The 18,177-nt window shown below is 65.9% G+C and carries 15 protein-coding genes; 9 read left to right on the forward strand and 6 right to left on the reverse strand.

Annotation, left to right across the window (positions count from 1 at the left end; translation table 11 throughout):
* Positions 1 to 28 precede the first annotated feature (28 nt).
* Both ACIA48_RS19035 and ACIA48_RS19040 read left to right on the forward strand, forming a co-directional pair.
* On the forward strand, positions 29 to 934 hold the full coding sequence (locus tag ACIA48_RS19035; RefSeq protein ID WP_396734717.1) for a glycosyltransferase family 2 protein: 906 nt from the start codon (positions 29 to 31) through the stop codon (positions 932 to 934).
* Positions 934 to 2,010 carry a sugar phosphate nucleotidyltransferase gene (locus ACIA48_RS19040; RefSeq protein WP_396734720.1) on the forward strand — a complete coding sequence of 359 codons (1,077 nt, stop codon included), beginning with the start codon at positions 934 to 936 and terminating at the stop codon, positions 2,008 to 2,010. Before ACIA48_RS19035 ends, ACIA48_RS19040 begins: the two co-directional genes overlap by 1 nt.
* Before the next feature lie 20 nt (positions 2,011 to 2,030).
* On the opposite strand, the gene ACIA48_RS19045 is transcribed toward ACIA48_RS19040, so the two are convergent.
* Positions 2,031 to 5,333, reverse strand: a complete 3,303-nt coding sequence (locus ACIA48_RS19045; RefSeq protein ID WP_396734723.1) for a LuxR C-terminal-related transcriptional regulator — start codon at positions 5,331 to 5,333, stop codon at positions 2,031 to 2,033.
* A gap of 155 nt (positions 5,334 to 5,488) precedes the next feature.
* On the opposite strand from ACIA48_RS19045, the gene ACIA48_RS19050 reads away from it, so the two are divergent.
* Positions 5,489 to 6,733 (forward strand): cytochrome P450, encoded by a 1,245-nt coding sequence (locus ACIA48_RS19050; protein ID WP_396734726.1) that lies wholly within the window; start codon positions 5,489 to 5,491, stop codon positions 6,731 to 6,733.
* On the opposite strand, the gene ACIA48_RS19055 is transcribed toward ACIA48_RS19050, so the two are convergent.
* Genes ACIA48_RS19055 through cofD form a run of 3 tightly spaced genes read right to left on the reverse strand, consistent with a single transcriptional unit; the run spans position 6,693 to position 9,570 of the window.
* Positions 6,693 to 7,235 (reverse strand): NUDIX hydrolase, encoded by a 543-nt coding sequence (locus ACIA48_RS19055; protein WP_396734728.1) that lies wholly within the window; start codon positions 7,233 to 7,235, stop codon positions 6,693 to 6,695. The two genes, ACIA48_RS19050 and ACIA48_RS19055, sit on opposite strands and share 41 nt — an antisense overlap.
* Complete coding sequence (locus ACIA48_RS19060; RefSeq protein ID WP_396734731.1) at positions 7,232 to 8,572, reverse strand: coenzyme F420-0:L-glutamate ligase; 1,341 nt, start codon at positions 8,570 to 8,572, stop codon at positions 7,232 to 7,234. The genes ACIA48_RS19055 and ACIA48_RS19060 overlap by 4 nt, the downstream gene beginning before the upstream one ends.
* Entirely contained in the window at positions 8,572 to 9,570 is a 999-nt protein-coding gene (gene cofD, locus ACIA48_RS19065) for a 2-phospho-L-lactate transferase (protein WP_396734734.1), read from the reverse strand. Before cofD ends, ACIA48_RS19060 begins: the two co-directional genes overlap by 1 nt.
* 294 nt (positions 9,571 to 9,864) lie before the next feature.
* Here cofD and ACIA48_RS19070 point away from each other — a divergent pair, with 294 nt between their 5' ends.
* Positions 9,865 to 10,281: a WhiB family transcriptional regulator gene (locus tag ACIA48_RS19070; protein ID WP_396734736.1), complete on the forward strand. Its 417-nt coding sequence runs from the start codon at positions 9,865 to 9,867 to the stop codon at positions 10,279 to 10,281.
* 42 nt (positions 10,282 to 10,323) lie between these two features.
* Here ACIA48_RS19070 and ACIA48_RS19075 read toward each other — a convergent pair whose 3' ends face one another.
* A complete protein-coding gene (locus ACIA48_RS19075) occupies positions 10,324 to 10,746 on the reverse strand; it encodes a metallopeptidase family protein (protein ID WP_396735096.1) in 423 nt (140 codons plus the stop codon).
* Between the two features lie 128 nt (positions 10,747 to 10,874).
* Between ACIA48_RS19075 and ACIA48_RS19080 the strand changes: the two genes are divergently transcribed.
* The 4 genes from ACIA48_RS19080 to manA all read left to right on the forward strand — a co-directional run bounded on the left by ACIA48_RS19080 (position 10,875) and on the right by manA (position 15,145).
* Positions 10,875 to 11,294 carry a DUF3499 domain-containing protein gene (locus ACIA48_RS19080; RefSeq protein ID WP_396734739.1) on the forward strand — a complete coding sequence of 140 codons (420 nt, stop codon included), beginning with the start codon at positions 10,875 to 10,877 and terminating at the stop codon, positions 11,292 to 11,294.
* A gap of 86 nt (positions 11,295 to 11,380) precedes the next feature.
* Positions 11,381 to 12,811: a phosphomannomutase/phosphoglucomutase gene (locus ACIA48_RS19085; protein WP_396734742.1), complete on the forward strand. Its 1,431-nt coding sequence runs from the start codon at positions 11,381 to 11,383 to the stop codon at positions 12,809 to 12,811.
* Positions 12,808 to 13,914, forward strand: coding sequence for a TobH protein (locus ACIA48_RS19090; protein ID WP_396734744.1), 1,107 nt, complete (start codon positions 12,808 to 12,810; stop codon positions 13,912 to 13,914). Before ACIA48_RS19085 ends, ACIA48_RS19090 begins: the two co-directional genes overlap by 4 nt.
* 4 nt (positions 13,915 to 13,918) lie before the next feature.
* Positions 13,919 to 15,145, forward strand: a complete 1,227-nt coding sequence (gene manA, locus ACIA48_RS19095; RefSeq protein ID WP_396734747.1) for a mannose-6-phosphate isomerase, class I — start codon at positions 13,919 to 13,921, stop codon at positions 15,143 to 15,145.
* A 7-nt stretch (positions 15,146 to 15,152) separates the two neighbouring features.
* On the opposite strand, the gene ACIA48_RS19100 is transcribed toward manA, so the two are convergent.
* Positions 15,153 to 16,499: an FAD-dependent oxidoreductase gene (locus ACIA48_RS19100; RefSeq protein WP_396734750.1), complete on the reverse strand. Its 1,347-nt coding sequence runs from the start codon at positions 16,497 to 16,499 to the stop codon at positions 15,153 to 15,155.
* 53 nt (positions 16,500 to 16,552) lie between these two features.
* On the opposite strand from ACIA48_RS19100, the gene ACIA48_RS19105 reads away from it, so the two are divergent.
* A partial coding sequence (locus ACIA48_RS19105) for an amino acid permease (protein ID WP_396734753.1) occupies positions 16,553 to 18,177 on the forward strand: 1,625 nt, incomplete at its 3' end.

Genomic DNA, 18,177 nt, shown 5'->3' on the forward strand with positions numbered 1-18,177 from the left:
ACCTTGGAGTGACGAAGTGGGCCGTCACGTGAGTGATGAATTGATAGTGGTGACGGTGACGTATTCACCGGGGCCACATCTGAACCGGTTCCTGGCGTCGTTGTCGCATGCCACCGATCGCGCGGTGACGGTGATCATGTCCGACAACGGGTCCACAGATGGTGCACCCGAAGAGGCGCTAGAGCACTATTCCAATGTGCGCCTCTTGCGCACCGGTGCGAATTTGGGCTACGGCAGCGCGGTCAACCGGGCTGTCGACGAGTACGTGAAAGACGGTGCAGCTCAGTCGATATCGGATCACTCCGACTTTTTCATCGTCGCCAATCCGGACGTCCAGTGGGGTCCGCACAGCATCGACATCCTCATCGACGCTGCGGCGCGCTGGCCGCGGGCGGGGGCTCTTGGCCCGTTGATCCGCGACCCGGATGGCACGGTGTATCCGTCGGCGCGCCACCTGCCCAGCTTGATCCGGGGCGGCATGCACGCGGTCGTCGGGCCGTTGTGGCGGTCCAATCCGTGGACCACGGCCTACCGCCAGGCCAAGGAGACCCCCAGCGAACGGCCCGTCGGATGGCTATCGGGTTCGTGCCTGTTGCTGCGTCGGGCGGCGTTCGACCAGATCGCCGGCTTCGATGAGCGGTATTTCATGTACATGGAAGACGTTGACCTGGGAGATCGACTCGGACGGGCGGGCTGGCAGAATGTGTACGTGCCGTCAGCCGAGATTTTGCACGATAAGGGACATGCGACAGGACGGGACCCGGCCCGCAACCTGGCCGCCCACCACACCAGTACCTACACTTTTCTTGCGGATCGCTATCCACACTGGTCACAGGCGCCGTTGCGGTGGACAATCAAGGCCGCTCTCGCTGCGCGCGCTGGCCTGGTCGTGCGTAAATCCCGGCGTAAGCAGGCGAAGGGGGAACGGGGCTGATGAATCCCGCGCAAGTCGATGCCGTCATTTTGGTCGGTGGTCTGGGCACCCGGTTGCGCCCCTTGACGCTGTCAGCCCCCAAACCGATGCTGCCCACGGCAGGTCTGCCGTTCCTGACCCACCTGTTGTCGAGGATCGCCGAGGCCGGCATCGAGCACGTCGTGCTCGGCACGTCGTACAAGGCGGCCGTGTTCGAGTCTGAGTTCGGTGACGGGTCCAAGATGGGCCTGCAGATCGAATACGTCGTCGAGACCGAGCCGCTGGGTACCGGCGGCGGTATCGCCAACGTGGCCTCGAAGCTGCGGCACTCCACCGCACTGGTTTTCAACGGCGATGTGTTGTCCGGCGCCGACCTGCGCGCCCTGCTCGACAGCCACGAGAACAACAACGCCGATGTGACCCTGCATTTGGTCCGCGTGGGCGATCCCCGGGCATTCGGCTGCGTACCAACGGATTCCGATGGCCTCGTCACCGCGTTTCTGGAGAAGACGCAGGATCCGCCGACCGATCAGATCAACGCCGGGTGCTATGTGTTCAAGCGCGAGATCATCGATCGCATCCCGAAAGGGCGCGCGCTGTCCGTCGAACGTGAGGTGTTCCCGGGCTTGCTCGCCGACGGGTTTCGGGTGTGTGGGTACGTGGACGCCACATACTGGCGCGACATGGGCACACCCGAGGACTTCGTGCGCGGTTCCGCCGACCTGGTCCGCGGTATCGCTGCATCACCGGCGCTGCAGGGCCACCGCGGTGAGGAACTGGTCCACGACGGCGCGAGCGTCGCACCGGGTGCGCTGCTCTTCGGCGGGACGGTCGTCGGTCGCGGTGCCGAGATCGCCGGCGGTGCGCGCCTGGACGGTGCGGTGATCTTCGACGGTGCCAAAATTGGTGCCGGTGCCGTGATCGAACGGTCGATCATCGGCTTCGGTGCACGAATCGGACCCCGCGCGCTGATTCGCGACGGCGTGATCGGCGACGGCGCCGACATCGGTGCGCGCTGTGAGTTGTTGCGCGGTGCGCGTGTGTGGCCGGGGGTCACGATTCCCGACGGCGGCATCCGCTACTCGACCGACATCTAGTTCCGCGCGAATCCGGCGCGCTAATCAACCCTAGCGGTGCGTGTCCGCGCCGAATTCGCGAGTTGGACGCGGGTGCTGATGCCCAGCTTCGTGTAGATGTGGCTGAGGTGCGCCTGTACGGTGCGCGGAGAGACGAAAAGCCGCGCGGCGACTTCCTTGTTGCCCAGACCCTCGCACACCAACCGTACGACATCGAGCTCGGCAGGGGTCAGCGAGTCCCAGCCGCTGCTGGGCCGCTTGCGCTCGCCGCGGCCGCGCTGCGCGTAAGCGATGGCGTCATCGGTTGACAGGTGTGTGCCTTCGGTCCAGGCGGCGTCGAAGTCATTCGGCTGCATAGCTTTACGCAGTTGTTCGAGGACAACGTCGTAGGCGTCTTGATAGATCCGCAGCCGCACCTCGCCGGTCCGCCGCCGTATACCGTCGGCAGCACCGAACAGCCGAGCGGCTTCGGCGTGCGCGTCTGCTTGGCATGCCAGGGTGGCCAGGCATTCCAACGTATCGCTGACCCCGAGTACCGCACCGACCTCGACGGCGATGGCGAGAGCCGAGTGCGCATCGCTATCGGCCTGTGCGACATCACCGTTGGCGATCGCGACCCGGGCACGTGTCGTCAGCGCGATGGCCCGGTGCGATCCGTTCGTGCTTGCCACGGCCTCGTCGGCGAACTGCCGCGCAGCCGTCATCTCCTTACGCGCGAGGGCGACGGCCGCTCGCCGCCACGCGCTGATCCTCGCCTGCGACGACAGCTGGTTGTCCAGCTTTGACCAGGCGTTCTGGTCGAATCGGTGTGCCGCTTCGACGTCGCCTGCGCCGATTGCCACCAATCCGTCCGCCAAATCGGTGAAAGCCTGGTAATTGCCGCCGAGTTCTTCGACAGCTGGGCGCACGGCGTCGACACTGGCTCGGGCACCGTCGATATCACCTAGATGCACCTGCACTTGCGCTGCGTGAAACAACGCGGCCCAGGCCCAGATTGCGTCCGCATCCCGGCTCGCGTCGGCAGCCATGTCGAGGAGTTCTGCCACGGCTGTACTCAACTCACCTCGGGCCATCCGTGCCCACCCGGCGGCCCACCGGCATCCGCGCGCGATATACCGGTGGCCGAGTTCGTCGCCGATCCGCCGCCCTTCCTCGGCGGCAATCAGGGCGGCAACCGGAACGCCGGCGACATGGGCGTATTGCCCATGCCACGTCAGGGCGGTAGCCAGCATCGTCTGATCCCCGTTCGAGCGGGCGATCTCGATCGCCTCGCCGATGTAGGGCTGTGCGAAGTCGAGATCTATGCCTGCAGTGCTTGCGCACGCCATGACTGCATGCGCGATGAGGGCGCTGTCACCGATGTCTCGCGCGATCGCCAGTGCTTCCCTGGCGTCGTCGGCCGGGTTGATCTCTTGCAGCTGCGAATGGAGCATCACACGATGGGCGAGGGCCCGGGCGCGGGTGGCCGGCTGAACGGACTCATCGTCGGCCGCCAGCGCGGCGTCGAACCACGCGAACGCTTCCCGTAGGCGGCCGCGCGAAACCCAAAGCGGCCATAGCGTCGACGCGAGCTGAAGCGCCCCTTCGTTGTCGCGGTTGTCGCGACTCCAGGAGAAGGCCGCGCGCAGATTGTCGATGTCGGCTTCGGCCAACGACATCCGCCACCTGGATTCATCGTTCGGAGGAACGTTGAGCTGGGCTGCTTTCGCCGCGTAATAGTCGCGGTGACGGAAGCGCACGGCCGAGGCTTCGCCGGATTCACCGAGCTTCTCCTGCGCGTATTGACGGACGGTTTCGAGCAGCCGGTACCGCGTGCGGCCGCGGACATCTTCGGCAACCACCAGCGACTTGTCCACCAGCAGAGTCAGCTGGTCGAGGATCTGAAACGGCGCGATCTCGCCGCCGGACGCGACGACGCGCGCCGCATCGAGGTCGAACCCACCCATGAATGCGGCCAACCGGCGGAACAGGATCCGTTCGGCGTCGGTGAGCAAGGCATGGGACCAGTCGACTGACGCTCGCAGCGTCTGTTGCCGACGTACCGCGGTGCGCGCGCCTCCGGTCAACAGCATGAAGTGGTCGTGCAGGCTATCCAGAATCTCGTTGAGTGACAACGCGCGTACCCGGGCCGCTGCGAGTTCGATGGCCAGTGGCATGCCGTCGAGCCGTCGGCAGATCTCCACCACCGTGGTGGTGTTCTGTTCTGTGACAACGAAGTCGGGCCGAGCCAGTCGAGCGCGGTCAGCGAACAACTCCAATGCCTCGTCGGCCAGCGACAGAGAAGGTACGCGCCATGTCGCCTCGCCCTGCACACCGATCGGTTCCCGGCTTGTTGCGAACAGCGTCAGGTGTGGGCAGTGTCGCAACATTGCCGCCACGAGGTCCGCGACCACGTCGAGTAGGTGCTCACAGTTGTCCAACAGGATGAGCATGCGCCGACCTGAGACGAACCGAAGGAGTGTGTCCATCGTGGGCCGACCCAGTTGATCCGATAGTCCGAGGGCACGAATCACCGCGATCGCCACCACATCCGGGTCGGTGATCGATGCGAGATCGACATACCGCGACCCGTCGGCGAATTCTGTAGCCCTGTGTGATGCGAGATGGACGGCCAGTCGGGTCTTGCCCACCCCGCCTGCCCCGGTGAGCGTCACCAGCCGACTACCGACCAACAGTTCGCGCACCTGCGTGACCGCGTCATCTCTGCCCACGAAGCTGGTGAGTTGAACCGGGAAATGCGGCGCAGCATCGGTATTCGGTACCCGCAGCGGAGGAAACTCGTTGCAAAGGTCCGGGTGGCAGAGCTGCATCACGTGCTCGGGCCTCGGAAGGTCCTTCAACGGGTGCGAGCCTAGGTCGGAAAGCGATACGCCGTCTGGCAGCTGGTCGATGACGAGATGACCGGTGGCAGCGGACAATACCGTCTGGCCGCCGTGTGCGAGATCGCGCAGGCGCGCCGTCCGGTTGATCGTCGGGCCGATGTAATTGGCTTCCCCGCTGCTCTGGCTACGCAACTGGACCTCGCCGGTGTGCAAACCGATCCGCAGCCGGATCGGTGCCAGGGGCGCCTGCTGCAACTGCAGTGCACACGCCACCGCATCACTTGCGCGCGCAAATGCGATGACGAAGCTGTCGCCCTCGCCCTGTTCGAGGGGTCGAACGCCGTTGTGCACGGCCGTCGCGTCGGCTACCGCCGCATCGAGGCGCGTGACCGCGTCGGCCATGTTGTCCGGAGCGGTCTCCCACAGCTGCGTGGACCCCTGGACGTCGGCGAGCAGCAGCGTCACGGTGCCGCTGGGAAGAAGCTCGCTCACGCCCACGTCGCTCCAATTCGTCTCACTCATGCTAATCAGCCTGCGGTCAGCGCCAACAGACAACATCAGCCAAATGGCCTACGCGAAGTCGCATCCGGCCTGGTCGCCGGAATAGGCCGTCCGGCCGATGACGGGGCGCCGGAACGACGAGAGAGTCGAAGCGTCCCGACCGCAGGAGGCCCACGATGACCACCGCCACTGAGCGCCCGACCGTTTTCGGGGCCGCGTTACCCACGATCGCCTATCACGGCTTGCGGTGTCCCGACGAGGCCCACGCCGCCATCGCCGAGGCTCGACGGCACGGGCCGATCGCGCTCGGCCCCTTTGGGCCCGAGTTGATCAGCTACGACCTTGTCCGCCTTGCACTGCGCGACACACGCTTCGCAATGCCTGCGGCCTGCGGCCTTTCGATGTTCGGCACCACGTCCGGTCCCCTTTGGGACAAGATGGCCGCGCTGATCGTCGGCACCGACGGCGCCGACCACAAACGGCTGCGCCGACTCGTCTCACGCGCCTTCACCCCGAAGGCCGCCGACCGGATGCGCACGGCGTGCCGGGAGCGCATCACGGAACTCGTGCAACCGCACGTCTCCGCGGGACGGGTGGACGTGGTTGCCGACATCGCAAGGCCATATCCGGTTCCGATCATCTGCAGGCTTCTCGGTGTGCCACCGGGCGATTGGCCGGTGTTCGCGGAGTGGTTGCGAGACATCGCCAGAGCGTTCGCGCCGACCGCGGCCGACGATGCGGCGACGATCCTGGACGCATGGGCGCAGCTGGATGGATATCTTGTCGATCTGATTGAGCGCAAGCGCCATGACGAGACCGAAGATCTGCTCTCCGAGCTGATTAGCGCCGAAAGTGACGGCGACCGGCTCACCCGCCGTGAGATCTTCGATCTCGTCGCTGTGCTACTCGTCGCGGGCACCGACACAACTCGAAACCAGTTGGCTGCGGCGATCCAGGTGTTCAGCGATCACCCGGACCAGTGGGGACTCCTTCGGGATCATCCGGAACTCGCGCCGGACGCTGTCGAGGAGGTCATGCGGTACTCGCCGGCGTCCTTCACATGCGTGCGCATCGCCGTCGCGGACGTCGACGTCGACGGCGTGGTGATTCCCGCCGGGGCAAGCGTTGTCGTCAATACGGCCGCCGCCAACCGAGATCCGCAGCGATATGAGGATCCAGAACGTTTCGATATCACGCACAGCGGGCGAGCAGCGGTCATGACGTTCGGCGGCGGTGCACATCATTGCCTTGGCGCGCACCTCGCCAGGGTCGAGCTAGCCGAAGCTCTGGTTGCCATGTCGACGCTCATGCCCCGGATCCGTCGGGCGGGGCCGGCACCGTGGCGCCCGATCGTCGGCATTGCAGGGCCGAAAACTCTCCCTATCCAGTTCGATTCCGTGCCGCAGCCGCCAGCTGGGTGAGCCCGAAATCGCAGTCGTTCGGCAGCGCGTCCAGTGGCCACCACCGAAGGTCCAGCGACTCGTCGCTGCGGGCGATCTCCGCACCTGCGGGTGCGCGGACGATGAATTGCATGTCGAGGTGACGGGTGGGTACGCCTAGCGAGCATGTGACGGGATGCACGTGCAGCGCGGCCAGCACAGGATCGATCTCGAGGCAGTCGATGCCCGACTCCTCGGTCGCCTCCCGCAGCGCGGCGGCGACGATGTCGGCGTCGGATTCCTCGCAGTGCCCGCCCAGTTGGAGCCACCGGCCGAACCGTGGATGCAGGGTGAGCAGTGCGTGTGTTCCACCGTGGTCGATCACCAACGCCGAACCGGTCACGTGCCCCGGCACGCACGCCCGCAGACATCCGTCGGGCCGCGCGGCGAGGAACGCCAGCACGGCATGGCGCAGGGTGTCCTGGGCGGGATCGGATGTCTGCCAATCGGTCAGCACCGCGACCGCGGACGCGTGCAGGGTCACTTGCGCACCAGCAGGCCATCCATCGGCACCGGATCGCGTGGTCCCGACTCCTCGGGCGGAAAGCCGATCGCGATGGCGCCCAAAGGTTCCCAATCGGCGGGCAGGTCGAGCTCGTCGCGCACCAGTTCGGCGGCAAAGATGGTGGACCCGATCCAGCAGCTGCCGACACCGCGGACCGCCAGTGCGACGAGCAGGGCCTGAACGGCTGCCCCGGCCGCGACGGTGAACATCGTGTGCTCAGCCGCGGTACGTTCGGCGTCGGGGTAATCGTGCGCACCGTCGGGCACCATGAAGGGGATGACGAGTTCAGGTGCGTCATAGAGGATCTGGCCGCGACGGACACGGCGCTCGACGGCATCGGCCGGACGGCCGTCGCCGGTGAGGTCCGTACGCCACTTCGCCTTCATCCGGTCCAGTAGAGCCAACCGCTTGTGCGGATCCTGTATCCACACAAACCGGACCGGCCGCGTGTGATGGGGCGCGGGGGCGGTGAGCGCTTCGGCGATCGCGGCTTCGATCAGCTCGGGGGCCACGTGTTCATCGCTGAAGGTGCGCACCGACCGCCGTAACAACTGGGCCTGGGTGCGGCCGAGCGCGATGGCCTCCTCGGTGCCCAGCCAGAACAGATCGTCCTCGCCGGCACGCACCAGGTCACGGGCCTTGGATCCGTCGTCCGGCAGGGTAAGCCCGCGCACCACGGCGACGGGAATGTCCGTCAGTTTGCCCTTCACGAGATCTGCGGCCGCGGCTATCTCGTCGGCGACCGCGATCTCGGTGACAATCAGCTCGTTGCCGTGCCGGTCCTGCGACCCTTCATAACCGTGCAGCACCCGCAGTCCCGCAGCGCCAATCGCAACGTCAGTCTGCCCGTTGCGCCATGCACGCCCCATGGTGTCGGTGACCACCACCCCCACGGTGACCCCGAGGCGGTCGCGTAGGCCGTCGCGCAGCGCGGCAGCACTGCCATCGGGATCCTTTGGTAGCAAAGCGAGTTCCGCTGAGTCGACGTTGGAACCGTCCACTCCGGCGGCCGCCTGTACCAGACCGATAGCGTTCTCGGTGATCAGTGTCTTACCCTTGCGTGCCAAAACCCGCACGGCCTCGGCGTCGATCAGTCTGCGCCGCAGGGTGTCTCGTTCTTCGGCATCGATGGGCGCATCGACGATGCGTCCCTCGCACTTGGACATCACCTTGCTGGTTACGACGAGGATGTCGTCGTCTCGAAGCCATGGTGTGGCTGCGGCGATTGCCGCGGCGAGATCGTCGCCGGGGCGGAATTCGGGCAACCCTGGCACAGGAAGTATTTCGACGGCTGCCGCGGATCCGTGCTCGGTCATTACCGTGGATCCACCTTGAGCCCGGCGAGATCCAGACCGGCGAGCACCATTTCTGCTGTCGTCGCCGGATCCTTCATCAACAGTGGCACGGTCCGCACCTCGACTCCGTCGATCTCGGCGTGATCTCCCTCGTGGATCAGCCATCCGTCGAGGATGCCGGTGCCGCTGCGGGCCCCGTAGTGGATGCCGACCGCTTCTGAGGTGCTGTCCACACCGATGACCGACAGGCATTCGTCGGCCATGCCGCGCAACGGCTTACCGCCGATGATGGGGGAGTAGCCAATGACCCGCGCCGCCGTCGTACGCAGTGCGCCGCGAATGCCGGCAATGTTCAGGATCGATCCGACGCTCACGACCGGATTGGAGGGGGCCACCAGTACGACGTCGGCGGTCTCGATCGCCTCGACGACGCCGGGGCCGGCGGACGCTGTCTCGGCCCCGACGAACGCGAAGCTATGGGTCTGAACCTGCGCGCGGTAACGCACCCACCACTCCTGGAAGTGAATCGCCTTCTTCTCGCCGTCCTCGGGATCGCTGATGACGACATGGGTTTCGCTGCGGTCGTCGCTCGCGGGTAACAATCGTGCACCGGGTGACCAACGGCCACATAACGCTTCGGTCACCTGTGACAGCGGATATCCGGCCCGCAACATCTGGCTGCGCACGAGGTGCGTGGCGAGGTCGCGGTCGCCGAGGCCGAACCAGGCGGGCTGCACACCGTAAGCGGCGAGTTCTTCCTTGGCATGCCAGGTTTCGTTGCGATGGCCCCAACCGCGGTCGGGGTCAATCCCTCCACCTAAGGTGTACATGCAGGTATCGAGGTCCGGGCAGATCCGCACACCGAACATCCACGCGTCGTCACCGACGTTGACGACGGCGGTCAACTCGTGGGCGGACGTGCTCCCGGAATCCTGGAACTGGCCCAACCCCAACAGGTGCTGTACGCCCAGCAGGAAGCGGGCGCCGCCTACGCCGCCGACCAGAACGGTGACCTTCACAGTGACCGACATTAGGCCGTCGCGCCCCGGCGAAGGCACGTGGCCGACGGTGTGACAGACACGCCGATATTCCGACGCGCCGAATCCGGGTCACGGAATGGTATGAATTTCTGTTCCAAAGCTTGACCACGGCTGCTAGCGCGTGTGTAATCACACCAGTGTCATTTCGCGGTTGGCCGGCCGGTTTCGGTGTCGCAGACCGAGATTCGATCATATGTTCGAATCTGAGATGGCCGCACAGAAAATAGTGGGGCTCAAGTTACGGATCTACGACATCAGGTGAGGAGGCGGAAAATGTCTTTTGAGTACAGCGATTTCGATCATGTGGTCCGGTTCGACGACCGGCTACTTGGCTCAGTGGACAGCGCGCCGCACACCAATACCGGACCGGCACCGTTCGAGACGCCACGGCGTCCCCAGTTAAGTCTGGTGCCCGCCCCGATTGATGTGCCGTCGGCAATCCCGGCAATGCCGGCAATGCTGACGCCGGAGGACGACCTCTGGCAAGAGAAGGCTTTGTGTGCACAAACCGATCCCGAGGCATTCTTCCCTGAAAAGGGCGGCTCGACCCGTGAGGCCAAGCGCATCTGCCAGGGCTGCGAGGTGCGTGACGCGTGCCTCGACTACGCGCTGGCTCATGATGAACGCTTCGGCATCTGGGGCGGGCTGTCCGAGCGTGAGCGCCGTCGCCTCAAGCGCGGCGTGATTTAACGCTTCTTCGCGCAAGCACTAGTCGCGATTTAGGCGGGTTGTCTACTCGTTCTCGATCGTGGGGTCGATAACGGAGGGTTCGACGCCCAGATAAGTGGCCACCTGCGCCACGAGGACTTCATGCAACAATTCCGAAAGTTCGACGGTGTCTTTCGCCCGTCGCTCAATCGGCTTGCGGAACAACATGATTCGCGCTCTGGTGGCGTTCCCGCGGACATCGACGCCTGCCGGGATCAGACGGGCTAGCGCGACCGGCCCGTCAGCGATGACCTCGGGTGGCCATTGCACACTTTCGGGATCCTTGGCCGCGATGCGCGGTATTTCGTCGACAGCGATGTCCAGCGTCGACAACCGATCCTGCCACCGGCGTTCGATTGGCTCATAGGCCTCCAGCACGGCCATGTCGAACAGCTCGGCGCGGCTGCGCCAACCAGGCACGGTCGGCGGAAGGAGCGGCCCGCGCATTTCGCGGCCGCGGCGTGATCGCTGGTGTCCGCGTTCGGCCACGGACAGATCGTAACGGTTGAAGATCGACGCTCCGATGGCGCGCGTGTCCGGCGGCTTGCGCCGTTTGCGCACGATAACCTCTCGCTGTGAACGTTCCCCGTCGCTGCTGCCGGCCCGGGTGCCCCCACTATGCGGTCGCGACGCTGACATTTGTCTACTCCGACTCCACGGCAGTCGTCGGCCCGCTGGCTACGGTGTCCGAGCCCCACTCTTGGGATCTGTGCGTGCTGCACGCCAGCCGGATCACCGCACCGCGCGGCTGGGAGCTGGTTCGCCACGCGGGTCCGCTGCCGTCGCACCCTGACGAGGACGACCTGGTGGCGCTTGCCGACGCGGTCCGCGAAGGGCGCGATATGGCGCCGCCGATCAACGGAGTGGCCGCAGGGTTTTCGGATCCGGTCACCGGTGTCCCCGGCGGCGCGCTGATGGCGCCGCCGGCCCGCAGGTCCGAGTCCAACGGACGCCGGCGGGGCCACCTGCGGGTGCTGCCTGACCCTCCCGAATAGCCGGGCACTCGGCGAGGACTAGCGGACATGCCTCTTTCATTCGACGGTTAGGCTGACGCAAGTAGTCCACGTCACAAGGAGTTATCTTGACGCGCTCTTCGCGCAAGCGCTCATCGCAGCCTCGTTCCTCTGCGGCTGTCCAGCGCGTCATCAAGGCGTATGACGTTCGTGGCCTGGTCGGCAAAGAACTCGATGAAGATTTCGTCCACGACGTCGGTGGCGCGTTCGCCCGGCTGATGCGCGATGAGAACGCCACTCAGGTTGTCATCGGCCACGACATGCGAGACAGCTCACCCGCTCTGTCGGAAGCCTTCGCCGAGGGTGTCGTCGCGCAAGGTCTCGATGTGGTGCGCGTCGGCCTGGCTTCCACCGATCAGCTGTACTTCGCCTCGGGCCTGCTGGAATGCCCCGGGGCGATGTTCACCGCGAGCCACAACCCGGCCGCCTACAACGGCATCAAGCTGTGCCGCGCCGGCGCGAAGCCGGTCGGTAAGGACACCGGACTCACGACGATCAGCGAGGACGTCATCGCCGGAGTGCCAGCGCACGACGGGCCCTCCGGCTCGAAGTCGGACCGCGACGTGCTGGCCGACTATGGCGACTTCCTGCGGTCACTTGTCAGCCTGGCCGGGCTGCGGCCGCTGAAGGTCGCCGTCGACGCGGGCAACGGGATGGCGGGCCACACGGCTCCCGCTGTGCTGGGCGAGATCCCGGCAATCACGCTCGCCCCGTTGTTCTTCGAACTCGACGGCACCTTCCCCAACCACGAAGCCAACCCGCTGGACCCGGCCAACCTCGTCGACCTGCAGGCGCACGTGCTGGAGACCGGCGCCGACATCGGGCTGGCGTTCGACGGCGACGCCGACCGGTGTTTCGTCGTCGACGAGCTGGGCCGGCCGGTCTCTCCGTCAGCCGTGACCGCGTTGGTCGCCGCGCGCGAACTCGGTCGTGAGATCGGCGCGACGGTAATTCACAACCTGATCACCTCGAGGGCCGTCCCTGAACTCGTGGTGGAACGAGGCGGCACTCCCGTGCGCTCGCGCGTCGGGCACTCCTACATCAAGGCGCTGATGGCCGAGACCGGTGCGATCTTCGGCGGGGAGCATTCGGCGCACTACTATTTCCGCGATTTCTGGGGCGCCGACTCCGGCATGCTGGCCGCATTGCACGTACTGTCCGCGCTCAGCGAGCAGGACCGGCCGCTGTCCGAGCTGATGGCCGACTATCAACGCTACGAAGCCTCGGGCGAGATCAATTACACGGTTGCCGATGCCGAGTCGTGCATCGACGAGGTGTTGTCGTCGTTCAGCACCCGCATCCACTCGATGGACCACCTGGACGGTGTGACGGTCGATCTGGGTGACGGATCGTGGTTCAACCTGCGCATGTCGAATACCGAGCCATTGCTGCGGCTCAACGTCGAGGCGCGGACCACCGAAGAGGTCGACGCCATCGTGGAACAGGTTGCGGCTGGAATCGCCGCGCGTACTGAGGCGGCCTCCGAGGCGCCGAAGTGAACGCCACCCATTCGCTCGTCGACCTCGACGACGCGGAAGGACTTATCGCCGCCGACCGCGGAGGGTCGCTACGCGCGGCGGCGATGGCGGGCGCCCAGGTGCGCGCCACCGCAGCCGCGCTGGACGAGGGTGACCTGGATCAGCTGAAAAGCGACGAGCCGCCTCGCACGGTGATCTGGGTGGCAGGCCGCGGAAATGCCGAAGCGGCAGGGTCGCTGCTCGCCGCCGCGCTGGGAGGCTCGGTGGCTGCACCGATCGTCGTCGCCCCCGAGGTGCCGCCGTGGATCGGCGCACTCGACGTGTTGGTCGTGGCCGGCGACGACCCGGGTGACCCTGTGCTCGTGGCGGCCGCCGCCACCGGAGTTCGTCGCGGCGCCCGCGTCGTCGTGGTCGCCCCCTACGAGGGACCGCTTCGTGATGCCACCGCGGGACGATCCGTCCCTTTGGCTCCCCGGGTCTGGGTTCCCGACGAGTTCGGCTTCTCTCGCTACCTGGCTGCCGGGCTGGCGACGTTGCACATGGTCGATCCGGGTCTTCGGGTGGATCTGGCCGCGCTGGCCGATGAACTGGACGCGGAAGCGTTGCGCAACAGCGCCGGTCGCGAGGTGATCACGAATCCCGCAAAAGCGTTGGCCGAGCGGATGTCCGGGTCCGAGGTTGTCATCGCCGGTGACAATGCCGCGACGCTGGTGTTGGCCCGGCATGTCGCGGCCATCATGCTGCGGGTTGCCCACCGGGCTGTGGCCGCCGTGAGCCTCGCCGATGCGGCGGTGGCATTGCGCGGCGGAATGGGCGAGGTCTCCGCTGCGGACAGCGAGCAATCGATATTCCATGACGAGCAAATCGACGGTCCGCTGCCGCCTCGCGTTCGTACCTTTGTGCTCGCCACCGATGCGGAACGCGCCGTGGTCGGCGCCAGGGTCGCGGGGTTGAACAGCGTCGACGTGATCCACGCCGAGGATGTGCCGGATGCGTTTGACTCCACCGAGATCGAGCGCCTGCCCGCCACTTCGACTGGACCCGGTCGCCTAGAGGAGCAGCTGGCAATGTTGGCCGTGCGGATGGAGATGACCGCCGTCTATCTGAAGCTGGTGCGGGGTTGAGCAAGTGAACTTGCTACGTGGAGCGGTGCGGACCTACGCATGGGGATCACGCACCGCGATCGCCGATTTCACCGGACGGCCAAGTCCCACAGACCATCCCGAGGCCGAACTGTGGTTCGGTGCGCATCCGGGTGATCCGGCGTGGCTGGACACCGAAGACGGTGAACGGTCGCTGCTCGACACGTTGCGCGAGGATCCGGAAGGACAGCTCGGTGCTGGTGTGCGCGCCAGATTCGGTGACACGCTACCGTTCCTGCTCAAGGTGCTCGCGGCCGACGAGCCGCTGTCGCTGCAGGCGCATCCCAGCGCACGGCAGGCAGCTGAGGGTTTCGCGCGCGAGGACCGCCTGGGCATCCCCGTCAACGCGCCCAACCGCAACTACCGCGACGCGAGCCACAAACCCGAGATCCTGGTCGCTCTCGGCGAATTCGACGCCCTCGCCGGATTCCGCCCGGCCGAGCGCACCGTCGAGCTGATGCGCGCACTCGCGGTGACCGATCTCGACCCGTTTGTCGACCTGCTGGCCGGTCAGCCCGACGCCAACGGCCTGCGGGCACTGTTCACCACGTGGATCACCGCGCCGCAACCTCATCTAGACATACTGGTGCCCGCGGTGATTGAAGGCGCGATCCACTATGTGCGTTCGGGCAGTAGAGAATTCGCCGCCGAGGCGAGGACTGTCCTCGAACTCGGCGAGCGATATCCCGGTGATGCGGGTGTGCTGGCAAGCCTGCTGCTCAACCGCATCACGCTGCAGGCTGGTGAAGCCATCTACCTGCCCGCCGGAAACCTCCACGCGTACATGCACGGCGTGGGCCTGGAGGTGATGGCCAACTCGGACAACGTGCTACGTGGTGGTCTGACCCCGAAGCACGTCGACGTGCCCGAGTTGCTGCGCGTGCTCGACTTCACCCCAGCGAGCGAGGATCTGATCCGCCCGACGACCACAACGGACGGAATGGAGTTGGTGTACAACACACCGGCTCCTGAGTTCGCGGTTTCGGTGCTGCGCATCGATGGCGAGCAACTCGGCCACGAGGTCGACGCACCGAGTCGCCACGACGGGCCACAGATCCTGCTGTGCACCGAGGGGTCGACGGTGGTGTATGCCAAAGGGGACAAGGTCACCTTGCAGCGCGGATCAGCTGCATGGGTGGCCGCCGACGAGGGTCCGATCCGCCTGAGCGCGGAGGTGCCGACGAAGCTCTTCCGAGCCACCGTCGGGATTTAGACCGCCGTCACGCGGGTCGCTTCTCTGCCAGCCACAGCTTCATGTTGTGCCGAATGGTGCGCCCGACGAGCCGGGCATTGGGCACCATGTAGAGGCTGTCGAGAAGGCTGAATCTGCGCAGAAACCATTCTGCCAGTACAGGATCCGTTTCCGCGGCGCCGAGGAACTGGTCGAACAATCCACCGACCGGCTTGTACCACCACGGCACCTTGGCGGTGGTCGTCGCGTTGTGCAGTGAAAGATCGCCGATCGATGTCATCATCCAGACCGGCCAAGTTGTCTTGGCCGTAGCCTTCGCCAGCCGCGCCGCGACATCGGGGTCCGGCGACTCCAGGACGGTCCGCAAGTTGCTTGCCTGGATGGCCGTCATCGTCATGCCCTGCCCGAAGGTCGGGTTGAAGCTGACGACCGCGTCGCCGAACGGAATGATGCCCGCGGGAAGGCGCTCCAGCTTGTCGTAGCGGCGCCATCGACTTGTCGGATACTTGTGAAACGCCATCTCGCCGATTGGCGTGCCTCTTCGCAGCGCGGACGAGAAGTGCGCGGGCAGGATCTCGTCGGCCACATCGCAGATCTGAGCGAAGTTCTGCGGTGGCTCGACCTTTGCAATGCCGAAGCTGGTCACGTTCCACACGCTGTCTTCGTAGAAGAGCGCACCGATTCCGATCGGCTGTTCCCGTGACGCGCCGGCCACCACGACCTTTTCCGCGACCAGCCCGTCGGGCACCTGGACCCGCTGGCTTGCGTAGGCAATACCGACGTCCACGGTTTCCTCTAGAGGACGCTCGTAACCCCACTTCTCAAGCCACGCGGGCAGTCGGGTGCCGCGGCCCGCCGCATCGACGACGAGGTCGGCGGGCACGATCTCACCGGTGTCGAGTACGACGCCAGTCACTCGACGCTGGCCGGCGTCATAGGTGGGCTCGGAAACGACCGCGTTCATGACAGCGACGTTGTCGATCTTGTGCACCCGTCTGCGGATCTGCCATTCCAGCTGCGGCCGACTCGGGACATATGCGGTGAACTCGTCCTGAAGCCGATGTGCGGTGCCCAGCACATGGCCCGCGGCACCGAAGTGGATGCAGTCTGGCCGGTTCTCCAGAATCGGCACACCGTCGGCCACCATGTCGTCGAGCAGGCCGGGGAAGAGGTCTTCGAATTCCTGGGCACCGCGCGCCATCAGCAGATGCACATGTCTGCCTTGGGGGACGGCGCTTCGGTTCGCGGGGCCGTCGGGCAGTGCGTCACGCTCGAAGACGGTCACGCGCTCACTGACGTCCGAGAGCACGCGGGCGGCGCACAAGCCCCCCAGGCTGCCCCCGATCACGATTGCGTGTTTATAACTCCGCCCCATTGGGTGGACAGTACTCGGTACATTCCCGAGACAGACCACGGGAGGAAACGCCGATGCCAAGGCGAACGAAGTCGGTTGAGCAGTCGATCGCTGACACTGACGAACCCGACACTCGTCTGCGAAAAGATCTGAACTGGTGGGACCTCACCGTTTTCGGTGTTTCGGTGGTCATCGGTGCGGGCATCTTCACGATCACGGCGTCGACGGCGGGAAACATCACCGGGCCTGCCATCTCGATCTCGTTCGTCATCGCCGCGATCGCGTGTGGCCTTGCCGCGCTGTGCTACGCGGAGTTCGCGTCGACGGTGCCGGTGGCAGGTAGTGCCTACACGTTCTCCTATGCGACGTTCGGCGAGTTCATCGCGTGGATCATCGGCTGGGACCTGATCTTGGAGTTCGCCGTGGCGGCCGCGGTGGTGGCCAAAGGCTGGTCGAGTTATCTCGGCACCGTGTTCGGCTTCGCCGGCGGCACTTCGGAAGTGGCTGGGCTGGAGCTGGATTGGGGTGCGCTGCTGATCATCGTCTTCGTGACCATGATCCTGGCGTGGGGCACCAAGCTCTCCGCGGAGGTCAGCCTGGCGATCACGGTGATCAAGGTTGCGGTGGTGCTGCTCGTCGTGGCCGTCGGCGCCTTCTACATCAAGATGGAGAACTTCACCCCGTTCGTCCCGCCCGCCCAGGCCGGTGAAGGTGGCTCTGGAACTGACCAGTCGCTGTTCTCGTTGCTGACCGGCGCCGGAGGCAGTACATATGGCTGGTACGGCGTCCTGGCCGGTGCGTCGATCGTGTTCTTCGCGTTCATCGGCTTCGACATCGTTGCCACCACCGCGGAGGAAACCAAGAACCCGCAGCGTGACGTAGCACGGGGCATCCTCGCCTCGCTGGCGATCGTCACCGTTCTCTACATCGCGGTGGCGATCGTGATCTCGGGCATGGTGAGCTACACCGAACTACACGAGGCCGGTGAAAAGGCCAACCTCGCAACGGCATTCGCTGCCAACGGTATCGACTGGGCGGCCAAGGTCATCTCGATCGGCGCTTTGGCCGGGCTCACCACCGTGGTGATCGTGCTGGTGCTCGGGCAGACTCGGGTGCTGTTCGCGATGTCACGCGACGGACTGTTGCCTCGGTCGCTGGCCAAGACCGGCAAGCACGGTACGCCGGTGCGGATCACCCTGATCGTCGGTGTGCTGGTGGCGGTGACGGCGACGGTGTTCCCGATCGGCAAGCTCGAAGAGATGGTCAACATCGGCACGCTCTTCGCGTTCGTGCTGGTGTCGGCGGGAGTGATCGTCCTACGTCGCACACGTCCAGACCTAGAGCGCGGCTTCCGGGCTCCGGGTGTGCCGCTGCTGCCGATCGCGGCGATCATCGCGTGCGTCTGGTTGATGCTGAACCTCACGGCTCTGACGTGGATCCGGTTCCTCATCTGGATGGCCCTCGGCGTCGTCATCTATTTCCTCTACGGGCGCAGGCATTCGCTGCTCGGTCGCCGGCAGCGGGAGCCTGCCGCGGATTCGGGGGGGGGGGGGGGGGGGGGGGGGGGGGGGGGGGGGCGCGGGCCCCCCCCCCCCCCCCCGGGGGGGGGGGGGGGGGGGGGGGGGGGGGGGAAGTCGTCGGGGGTGGGAGGGGGAGAGTGGTGGACGGGATGGGCGGGGCCCCCGCTCCGGGGACGCCG

The sequence above is a fragment of the Mycobacterium sp. NPDC051804 genome, from assembly GCF_044452905.1.
Taxonomy (GTDB): Bacteria; Actinomycetota; Actinomycetes; order Mycobacteriales; family Mycobacteriaceae; genus Mycobacterium.

Bases quoted from the DNA above. Each gene is read 5' to 3' on its own strand.
- ACIA48_RS19040 (WP_396734720.1), top strand. From the start codon at position 934: ATGAATCCCGCGCAAGTCGATGCCGTCATTTTGGTCGGTGGTCTGGGC.
- ACIA48_RS19045 (WP_396734723.1), bottom strand. From the start codon at position 5,333: ATGAGTGAGACGAATTGGAGCGACGTGGGCGTGAGCGAGCTTCTTCCC.
- ACIA48_RS19050 (WP_396734726.1), top strand. From the start codon at position 5,489: ATGACCACCGCCACTGAGCGCCCGACCGTTTTCGGGGCCGCGTTACCC.
- ACIA48_RS19060 (WP_396734731.1), bottom strand. From the start codon at position 8,572: ATGACCGAGCACGGATCCGCGGCAGCCGTCGAAATACTTCCTGTGCCA.
- ACIA48_RS19070 (WP_396734736.1), top strand. From the start codon at position 9,865: ATGTCTTTTGAGTACAGCGATTTCGATCATGTGGTCCGGTTCGACGAC.
- ACIA48_RS19075 (WP_396735096.1), bottom strand. From the start codon at position 10,746: ATGCGCGGGCCGCTCCTTCCGCCGACCGTGCCTGGTTGGCGCAGCCGC.
- ACIA48_RS19100 (WP_396734750.1), bottom strand. From the start codon at position 16,499: ATGGGGCGGAGTTATAAACACGCAATCGTGATCGGGGGCAGCCTGGGG.